The 10,092-nt window shown below is 62.8% G+C and carries 7 protein-coding genes; 3 read left to right on the top strand and 4 right to left on the bottom strand.

Translation table 11 applies throughout. From position 1 onward, the window contains the following. The 4 genes from Q1K49_RS10860 to Q1K49_RS10875 form a co-directional block, all read right to left on the bottom strand. On the bottom strand, positions 1–1,135 hold a 1,135-nt coding region (locus tag Q1K49_RS10860), incomplete at its 3' end, for a methyl-accepting chemotaxis protein (RefSeq protein ID WP_300525932.1). 823 nt (positions 1,136–1,958) lie between these two features. Further along, positions 1,959–2,864, bottom strand: coding sequence for a MurR/RpiR family transcriptional regulator (locus Q1K49_RS10865; protein WP_300525933.1), 906 nt, complete (start codon positions 2,862–2,864; stop codon positions 1,959–1,961). Positions 2,865–3,423: 559 nt separating this feature from the next. Continuing rightward, the gene (locus Q1K49_RS10870) at positions 3,424–4,557 is read right to left on the bottom strand and encodes a tyramine oxidase subunit B (RefSeq protein ID WP_300525935.1); all 1,134 of its coding nucleotides are present in this window, start codon (positions 4,555–4,557) and stop codon (positions 3,424–3,426) included. Between the two features lie 400 nt (positions 4,558–4,957). Beyond that, complete coding sequence (locus Q1K49_RS10875) at positions 4,958–6,334, bottom strand: sodium/glutamate symporter (protein WP_300525936.1); 1,377 nt, start codon at positions 6,332–6,334, stop codon at positions 4,958–4,960. 377 nt (positions 6,335–6,711) lie between these two features. Here Q1K49_RS10875 and Q1K49_RS10880 point away from each other — a divergent pair, with 377 nt between their 5' ends. The 3 genes from Q1K49_RS10880 (at position 6,712) to Q1K49_RS10890 (ending at position 9,872) form a co-directional block, all read left to right on the top strand. Then, complete coding sequence (locus tag Q1K49_RS10880; RefSeq protein WP_300525937.1) at positions 6,712–7,506, top strand: carbon-nitrogen family hydrolase; 795 nt, start codon at positions 6,712–6,714, stop codon at positions 7,504–7,506. Between the two features lie 161 nt (positions 7,507–7,667). Further along, positions 7,668–8,669, top strand: coding sequence for a C-terminal binding protein (locus Q1K49_RS10885; RefSeq protein WP_300525938.1), 1,002 nt, complete (start codon positions 7,668–7,670; stop codon positions 8,667–8,669). A gap of 174 nt (positions 8,670–8,843) precedes the next feature. Further along, positions 8,844–9,872, top strand: a complete 1,029-nt coding sequence (locus Q1K49_RS10890) for a TRAP transporter substrate-binding protein (protein WP_300525940.1) — start codon at positions 8,844–8,846, stop codon at positions 9,870–9,872. Positions 9,873–10,092 lie beyond the last annotated feature (220 nt).

Here is a 10,092-nt window from a genome sequence, read left to right on the forward strand (position 1 = left end):
CGAGGGATTCGGCGCGCTGGGCGGAGAGAACCGCCTCTTCCTGGAGTTCCACCACGACTTCCCGCTGCCGGGCGATCATGGCGGCCAGCGCGTCCGCCATGGTGTTCATCTCGTCCCGGGTGTTCACGTGGAAGTCCTCCCGGGTGAAGGTAAGATCCCCGTCCTTCGCCCGCTCCGCCAGGGCCACCACGTTCTTGATGGGACGGGAGATGGAATTGCCCAGCAGGTAGGAGATGACGAGAAAGACCACCACGATGGCCCCCACGAGCCCTGCGAGGATCTTCGCAAGGGAATTCGCCGTGGCGTGGAGTTCCTCCATGGGTATCGAAATGCCGAAAGCCCATCCCGGAGAGTGGGGAATCGGCAGCGCGAAGACCATATCCTCTTGTCCATTGGGGCGCACGATGGCCCCCTGTGCCGCGCTTCCTCCGATGACCTTGCGGACGATGTCGTCCAAGCCCCTGAAGCCCGTCTCGGCCGACTTCAGCCCGTTGAGCTTCATCACCTGCTCCTGGTCCGGGTGGGCGACCATGAGCCCCGTGCCATCCACGATCCAGCCGTAGCCGCCGTCACCGATCTTGACGCTTCCCACCATGTCGCTGACAGTGGAAAGAAGGATCGTCGCACCCAGAACACCCACGGTTTTGCCCGTTCCGTCCTTGATCGCATGGGCGAGAACCAGGATCGGTTTGTTTGTGGCGCGGGACACGATCGGATCCGTGATGACCGTGTCGGCGGCGCCGCTCATGATCGTCTTGAAATAGGGCCGTTCCGACAGGTTCGCCCCCTGGACGCCCATGGTATTCGGCGCGTTGCCCTCGGGGTCGATGCGGAAATACATCTCGATGAACTGCGCGTCCCGCTTCTGCAGGGCCATCAGTTCATCCTTCATGCCGTCCCACTCCATGGCGCGCACGACTTCCATGCGCGCGATAGTCTTCGTCACGTCGTTGATGCGGGCAAGCCATTCCCCCACCTGGTCCGCCCTGGCCCCGGCGATGTCCATGGCCATTCCGTCCGAAAGGGTCGTCACGGAGCCGCTCACCTGCCGGTAGAGCACCACACCCAGAGCACCGCAGAGCACAAGTACCGCGGACACGAACCACGCAAGAATCTTTCCCCGTATCGTTCTCATGACTCTCTCTTCCTTCGTACTTCCCGCCCGAGAGTGCCTCGTCCGTGGCGTTTCCGGGTTCCAAGCCCCCATGACTTCTTCCGCTTCTCGGAAGCCAGCTCCACAGGCAGGCAGGATCTTTCCGCCTTGGGCCTTCCCGCGGAGGATGGAAAACTGCCCGTCCGACAGGGAGACAGGATTTCCCCTCCCGAGGCTTCACCTTGCGAGACATCCACCGCAAGCTCGCGCTGCCGCACCACACAAAAAACAAGCCACTCTCAGAAAATCAAAACATTTTGAATGCAGAATTTTTCGCATCGTTCCCGCAGAACCCATCATAACGGGAGGACGAAGAAACATGCGTTAGGGAGCCGTGAGGATTCACTGTCCGGAAGAGCGTTTCAGGAGGCGAAGCGGTGGAGAAGCAGAGCAGAGCAAAGAAGGGAAGAGAAAAAGAGGGCCGGAGAAAACACGCCGACGTCAGGCGAGTGCAAACCGCCACCGAGCGGGTACACGGAAACGAGGGGACAACAAAAGAGACTCCCGATTTTCGGGAGCCCCCTGTCCTGGTTTTGTCCTGTCTTGTCCTGTCCTGTTCTGTCCTGTTCGGTGTCCTGTGTGTGTCCTCTTGCGGAAACGGCCCCTCCCGTTGCGGAAGAGGCCGCCGTGTCCGTGTCTTTTGGCCCCGCGCTCCCGAGGGAGCGCGGGGGCGACGCTTTGCGGGCCGGATGTTTTCCGGAGAACGGGAAACCCAGGAAATCTCTGAAGAAAGACCTTTCGCTTTCCCCTGGCCCGGGTCGCATCAGGCTCCGCGAGGCGCCCTGCGGGACCGGCGTAGCCTTCTTCAGCGGTTATCCTGGGGTTTTCTCCGCTTGTCCTCCTCGTCGGGCCGCATGGTGATGCCGTTCTCAATGAGAATCTTCCACAGGGAGCGCAGGGAGCCCACCGCCTCGTCGGAGCGTTTCCGCCCCATGCCCACCACCACCGCATCGAGGACGGCCATGAGGGGAATGAGGGAAAAGTGGGCTTCGCAGCCGGGCACGTGGATGACCTCCCGGCAGAAGGGAATGGCGGGGTTGCTCATGCTGTCCGTGACGAGCACCACCGGAACGCCGCGCTCGCCCACGAAGCGCACCGCGTCGAGGGTCTGCACCGCGTAATGGGGATATCCGTTGGAGATGGCGATGAACGCGTCCTTCTCCCGGACGCGCAGAAGGTTCTCGTAGAGATCGTCCCCGCCCATCGTCCCCAACAGGCGGGCATCCCGCAGAAACTGCTGAAAGGCGTAGTACAGCGAGAGCGCCGGGGCCCTGCTGGAGCGGCTCCCCATGATGTGGACCACCCGCGCCCCGTCGAGGATCTCCACGGCGTTCCGCACGGAGGCGGCCACACCGGGGGTGAGAATGTGCCGCAGCGCCTCGATGGTGTCCCGCACCACCATGCCGAAGTAGTCTCCACTGTCGGGATTGCGCCAGGAATCCTCCAACTCGCGCCACGTGGGGGAATAAGAGGCTTTGGCCACATCGGCCAGAAGTTCCCGCAGGACCTGGTAGCTCTCGAACCCCAGGCCCGCGGCGGTGCGCACCACCGTGGCAAGGCTCACGCCCGTGCGTTTCGCCAGCTCCTCCGCCGTGAGAAACGCCACTTCACGGCCGTTCCGCAGAATGTAGTCCGCAACCTTTCTCTGCGAACCGGGCAACGCATCTTTGCTCTCGGTTATCTTTTTGTACAGGTGACGTGCATCGGTCATGGTCTTCTCCGTCATAGATAAAATATGAAAGCATTTTTGTGGAAGGAGCTTTGTAGAAAGATCTTTATTCCATGATACACAAAACCGCCGCAAACGGCACCGCGTTTCCGGCGAAAATCTCCCCGCCGCCCCCGGCGGAACCGTTTTTCCCGGGCGCTCCGCCGCCTCTCCCGCCGCTGCGGCAACGCAGATCCATCCGAACACATCCCCTCCGGCGAAAAAAAACCGCTTCAGATTCCGACGGCAAGATGTTCCCCCGGTCCGGAGGACCTGCCTGGTTTTTTTTACTTCCGGCTTCCTGCGGCGGAATTTCGACGCAACGCGCAGGCCCACCAAAAAACGCTCCCGGGAACATCGTCCCGGGAGCATCCGTATCGCACCTGTCTTTTTCGCACGTTTCTCTTTCCGTTCCCTGCGGGGCGCGGGCTCTTCGCTCCGCTCCGTCCCGTACCGTCCCGTTCCGCTGCCGCCATCCTCACGCTCCGGAAAGCACTCTTTCCGGAGCGGCCTGCCTCATTTCATCCAGGGCAACCGCACCGCAGACCGACTCCAGAAGAGTCTAGAACCAGTGGGGCGAATCCCAGAGGAGCAGTTCCTGACCGATGCCCCTCTTCCGGGCGTTCTGGTAGACCGTGTATCCCCAGGCCACGTCCTCCACGGGCATTCCCCCCGTGATGAACATCACCGGTGCACCGGGCTTCCTGACAAAGGGAGCGCCGCCGACGATGTCGCCGAGATTCTGGATGTCCTCGTGCCGCACCCGCCCGTCCAGCACGAGGCGGATCACCGGCGCCGAGGGCGCCCAGCTCAGAATGCTCTCGATGCCGTCGGGGTGCTCGTCGCCCTCGGTCATCCACGAGCGGTGCATCTTCCAGTTGTCCGCCACGATGGTGCTCTTCATATAAAGCTCGGGAGTGATGTCCGCGATGCCCGTCAGTTCCACCAGCGCCTCTTCCCGGAGCCACTCCTCCCGGATTTCAGCAGCCTTGGCCCCCGAAGTGGCCACGCTGATCACGTCCGCCCCGCGCACCGCCTCCTCCAGAGACGAACAGCGCCGGAAGGTCACGGAGAGCTTCTCCGCCATGTCTTTTTCAAAGCGCTCCATCTGCTCTTCCCGGATGTCGTAGAGCTTCACCGTGCGGATTCCCGGCACACCGGCGCAGATGGCGAGAAGACAGGCCCTGCTGATGACCCCCGTCCCGATGATCGCCGCCGTGTCCGCGCCCTTCCGGGCCAGGTACTTGGCCGCAACGCCGGGAACGGCGCCGGTGCGCATGGCACTGATCAGATTTCCCGACATGAGGGCCAACGGCTCCGCGGTGACCGCGTTGTTGAGCATCACCATGAGAATCGACCGGGGAAGCCCCCGCTTCAGCGGATTCTCGATGTTCGACCCGTACCATTTCTCGCCGCAGACGTTGAAACGCCCTCCGAGATAGGCGATCATGGCCATGAAGCGCCGGTCGGGACCCGCGACGGGCATGTTCGCGAAGGGGCTCTCCTTGGGAAACCAGAGCATCTGGCCGTGCTCGTTGCAGAGAGGCCCGCCCATCAGGTAGTCCCCGCTGCCGAGAAGGCGGAACACCTCTTCGGTCACCTCCACACATTCGGGCATGTCCAGAACGCCCGCCTCGATCATGTCCTTCTCGTTCAGATACAGAAACGACACTTTCTTGCCCTGCTGCTTTTCCATGAATGTGATACCTCCCATCAAGTGCGCAAGGGGGATCTCCCCGATGCGTTGCATGCTCCGTGAAACGGGCGGACGCGCTCTCGTCCGCCGAAGAGAACGGACCGGAGAGCACACGGGGCCGCCGAAAGAACCTTCTGTTGCCGCTGTTTCCGCAGGTGCGACACATCCGGGGCGAAAACGAAGGCCGGGCGACAGGACCGAAGCACACTTCCTGTCCGCGCTCACCCGCCATCCGGCCGTGGGGATTCGTTTCGCTCTCAGATCGATGAAACGATGGAATCGACAGGCTCGTTTCTTCCGGAGACCCCGCATCCGCCCGCGACGGCAGAGCACGAGCGCACCGACACATCCCGCTCACGCCGTCCGCTTGTGCCTCTGCCGACGCGCAATCATTCTCCCGTCAGGAAAGCCGCTCCAGTGTCACCTTCTTTTCATTGGGCTTCAGATGGAACCACCCCTTGGCCGCGGCGAAGAGCCACACCGCGAGTCCGTAGGCGACACAGGCACCGATGAAGTACAGCCCCTTCCCCTCCACAAAGAGCACCGGCGAGAAGGAAACCACCAGAATCTCCACGGGAGCGATGGGCAGATAGGCGAAGGCGAAATCGTCGAGGGCCTTGCTTTTCAGCTCCGGATCGACGATGCGGAGCAGGGCGATGCCCATGGCCATGGTTCCCGTCATCCACCCCCAGGTGAACAGCCCCTTCTCGAACCAGTAGGAGCGGATGATCCGCGGCGTCAGCCAGGAGAAGACGAAAAGGCAGTAGACGATGCCGAAGACGAAGAGGCACGCCAGGGGAAGTGCGTACTTGATCACCACCGGAAGCTTGATGGAGGCGATTCCGAAGGCCACCAGAAGATCCGTGAAGGTACCGCTGAGCCGCCCCATGGTCTTCTTGTCCACGTAGGTCGAGGCACCCGTCCCCTGAAGCACGTGGTTCATCACGATGCCCACCACGAACGCGCAGCTGAACACGGGAAGGCTGACCTTGGGAATGTACGCCCCGGCGAGCTTGCTGAGGTAGTACCCGCCCAGGGAAGCGAGGAAGATGAGAGCGAGATGGAACGCAACGGGGTCGATCGAGATGGAGGAGACCGTGTCGAACCCGCCGGGATGGCGCCGGTCCGGAGGAATAAGGCCGGTCTTCAGCTCCGTCGGCATGTCGTCGAAGGTGGTGAGGAAATGCGAGTACCCCTTCCGGGAACCCCACTTGGCGAGAATCAGGCCCCCCACCACCGCGCTCACCACCCCCACCGTGGCGGAGGTCATGGCGAGCGTTCCCGCGTCCTCCCAGCCCAGCCCCTTGAAGGCCGCGCCGATGGCCGCCGCGGTGCCGTGCCCTCCGGCGAATCCGCTGGCGAGCATGAGGCCGAAGGCGGGATTGAGATCCTTCCACACCCCTCCCAGAATGAACATGCCGAAGAGGGCGCCGATGCCCCACTGGAGGATCATGCCCACCTGCGAGTAGGCCCAGAGGTTGCCCACCCGGTCGAAGATCTCGCGGAACGGTGCCTTCTCCGACGCCAGCGGCAGCGCCCCGAAGACGAGCGTGATCAGAATGCCCGGATAGACGCCGATATTTCCCGAAAACGGCAGATAGCCGAGCCCGTTCGGCCCGAAGGCCAAGCCCAGAAACCCCGCGAGAAGGCTTGCCGGCAGAAACAGCTCCTGCACGAAGCGCACCTTCGCCCTGATCAGTTGCCCCAGAAGAATGAGTCCCGATGCGATACCCAGATCCACGAACAATACCCACGGAGAAAAGTCCACACACGTCATCCCCTTTCCACCCCGGTCTCCCGCGAATATTCACGCACGACCAATTCGTGAATGAATATATTCGTTCACTGAACAATATCGAATGAATTATTTTTTGTCAACACACCCCTGCGTCCCGCTCGCAGCGCGAAAATCGACCGGACGGCTTTTCAAACGGTCTACCAAATATCAATTTGGCATGCCTTGACAATTTTTGGTATGCCAATTATCCTCTTGCGAAGGGAGAGGATTTTTCCGCGACGGGTCCGCAAAGGCCCGGAATCTTCCGGCACTTCCCCCGACTCGTCGTCACGCCGTTCTCGACCCTTTTTTTCGATCCGTTTTCTCGACCCGTTTTCTTCGACTCATTTTCTTCAGAAACGACAAGGAGGGACACCATGCTGCGCGTAGGGATCGCCCAACTCGACATCACTCTCGGCAATCGCGAGGCGAACCGGCGGAAGGTGACGCAGTGGATGGAACGCCACTGCGCAGAAAAGACCGCGGAGCCGACGGTGATCGTGCTTCCGGAGATCTGGGACGTGGGGTACGCCCTGGAGGACGCGGAAACACTCGCGGACCCCGAGGGAAGCGGCGCCGCGGTCTTTCTGGGAGATCTGGCCCGAAGATACGGGGTCTGGTTCGCCGGAGGGTCCGTTCTCGCCGGAACGACGAAGGGAGCGGTGAACCGCGCCCAGGTGGTGAACCCCCGGGGACTGCTCGTGGCCACCTACGACAAGGCCCACCTCATTCCCCTCATGGACGAGCCCCGCTATCTCCGGGCGGGGAGCGCGGAATGCCTCTTCGACCTGGACGGCGTCACCGCGGGGTGCGTCATCTGCTACGACATCCGCTTCTGCGAGTGGACGCGGCGCTACGCCCTCCAGGGCGCGCAGGTGCTCTTCGTCTCCGCCGAGTGGCCCAAGATCCGCATCGACCACTGGAAGGCGCTCCTCCGCGCCCGGGCCATCGAGAACATGATGTACGTCGTGGCCTGCAACCGGGTGGGTACCTCGAAGGAGACGCTCTTCGGCGGCACGTCCCTCGTGTTCGACCCCTGGGGAAAGGCCCTCCACGAGGGCGGCGAAGAGGAGGAAGGCGCGTTCGTCACCATCGATCCCTCCACGGTGGAGGGCATCCGGGACCATCTCCAGGTGTTCCGCATGCGCCGCCCCGAACTCTACGGAAACTGACCGGCGGCGCGACACGACACAAGGCGTCCCGGCTCGGCACGTCCCCGGCAGAACATGAGGTTGGCCGACACAAGACGTCCCGGCGCAGCACGCCCGGGCAAGGCGCGAGGTTTCCCGACACGACACAAGACATCCCGACACTTTCGGAAGGACAGGTGACCATGGCGAAATTCAAGATCTTCATGACGGACAAGACCTGGCCCGACACCACCATCGAGGAAAAAATCATCCGGGACGGGCTGGACGCGGAACTCATCCTCTCCAGAGGAGGCACGCCGGAGGAGATCTGCCGGGAGGGACGCGATTGCGACGCCCTCATGGTGCTCTTCACGCCCATGGGCAGGGAGTATCTGGAACACTTCGAGCGGTGCAGGCTTCTGGTTCGCATGGGCATCGGAACCAACACGGTGGATTTGCCTACGGCGACAAAAAAGGGCATCATGGTCTGCAATGTGCCCGACTACTGTCAGGAGGAAGTGGCGGACCACGTGCTGGCCCTCTTTCTCGAGATCACCCGCAAGGTGGGTCTGCTGGACCGGCAGGTCAAGTCCGGCGGCTGGGACATGACCGTGGCGGACCCCGTGCCGCGCCTCCAGGGGAAGACCTTCGGCCTCCTCGGGTGCGGCGGCATCGGCCGCATGACGGGGCGGCGAGCGGCCTCCTTCGGCATGCGCCTCCTCGGCTACGATCCCTTCGTTCCGGAAGAGACCTTCCGGGCCGAGGGCATCGAGCGTCGCACAGACCTGCGGACATTTCTCTCCGAGGCGGACGTGGTCTCTCTCCACGTGCCCCTCACGCCCGAGACGGAGGGAATCATCAACCGGGAGACGCTGGCCTGCATGAAGCGCAGCGCCTATCTCATCAACACCGCCCGGGGAGCGCTCATCGCGGACGACGACCTTCACGAGGCCCTGACCTCGGGAATCATCGCCGGAGCGGCTCTGGACGTTCTCCGGGAGGAGCCTCCCCGAGGAATCCCCCGGCTGCTCACGCTCCCCAACCTGGTCATCACGCCCCATGCGGCGTGGAACTCCGACGCGGCCATTCCGGAGCTGCGGGTGAAGGCGGCGGAGGAGGTGGTGCGATTCTTCAGGGAGGGACGCCCCAGGAATCTGGTCAACAGAGAGGTGCTTTCGGCTCTTCGGGAGAGGACGGCCTCGTAGGAATCCTCCGGCGGAAAAGGCCGCCCCAGGAAAGGCGCCGCCCGCACCGGCCCGTTCCGCACCACCCGTCGGGAACGTAGCCGCACCGGCGCGGTCGCCGCTCGCCAGGCTTCATTCGGATGTGCTCGGGACACGAGAGAAGAGCACCACCATCACGAAGGAGGTAGAGGAAAGATGAAAGCAAGAAAGGCACGGTTTCTGTCCACACGGTTCTGCGTCGCCTGCGTCGCTCTGCTGTTCGCGCTCTTTTCGGGCACCTGCGCCCTGGCGGCCGACACGCTGGTCCTGCGCATCGGCCACGTGGTCACCGAGACCGGGGGCGAACACCTGGGCTCGGTGAAGTTCGCGGAACTGCTCAAGGAGAAATCCGGCGGCACGATCACGCTGCAGATCTTTCCCAACGGCCAGGTGGGCGGCAACCGCGAGATGATCGAGTCCCTGCAGATCGGCGCCCTGGACATGGCTCTTCCCGCCCTTCCCGCTCTGGGGGGCTTCACGGACAAGACGAAGGTCTTCGACCTCTTCTATCTCTTCGAAAACCGCGCCCAGGCGGAAAAAGTCCTCGACGGTCCCGTGGGACAGGAAGTGGCCGCGTCGGTGGAGAGCGCGGGCGTGAAGATCATCTCCTGGTGGTCCCAGGGCTTCCGGGAGACCACGGCAAACCGGGAGATTCACACCCCCGACGACCTCAAGGGCCTGAAGATCCGGGTCATGGAGAATCCGCTCCACATCGAGGCATGGAACATGCTGGGCGCCAGCGCCATCCCCATGGCCTTCTCGGAAGTGCTCACGAGCCTCCAGCAGGGCGTGCTCGACGCCCAGGAGAACCCCTACCAGAACATCGTCAACTCCGGATTCCACACGGTGCAGAAGTACATCATCGAGACGGATCACCTCTACGGCCCGCTTCCGGTGGTCTTCTCCAAGGTGAGCTGGGACAAGCTCACCCCGGAACAGCAGAAGATCATCCTCGATGCCGTGGAAGAGACCAAGGTGTGGCAGCGGGAGAAACAGGAAGAGATCAACGACGGACTCAAGGCGGACATTCTGAAGAGCGGCAAGAACGTCATCATCGAGTTGACGCCAGAGCAGAAACAGGCCTTCCGGGCAAAGCTCGCCCCCCTCTACAAGAAGTACGCGCCCCAGATGAACGGCTACGTGGAGAAGATCTACGCCGAACTCGGCCGGGAGGTCGATTTCTAGGAGAACTCCTCGCGGTCCGGGTCCGGCGCACCACGCCGTCCGTCTCTTTGGCCCCTTTCGCGCTCCGGGCGACACGCGCCACGCATGTCGCCCGTACAGCGCACACGCACACACCACACCGCACCGTTTCCGCCGATCCCGAGCGGCCGCGACTCCGCGCCGGGGGAATCCACTCCCCCGGCGCGGCATTTCCGAAACCGGGGGGAATGTCCATGAAACG

The organism is Aminiphilus sp. (assembly GCF_029975095.1).
In the GTDB taxonomy this organism is placed as follows: domain Bacteria; phylum Synergistota; class Synergistia; order Synergistales; family Aminiphilaceae; genus Aminiphilus.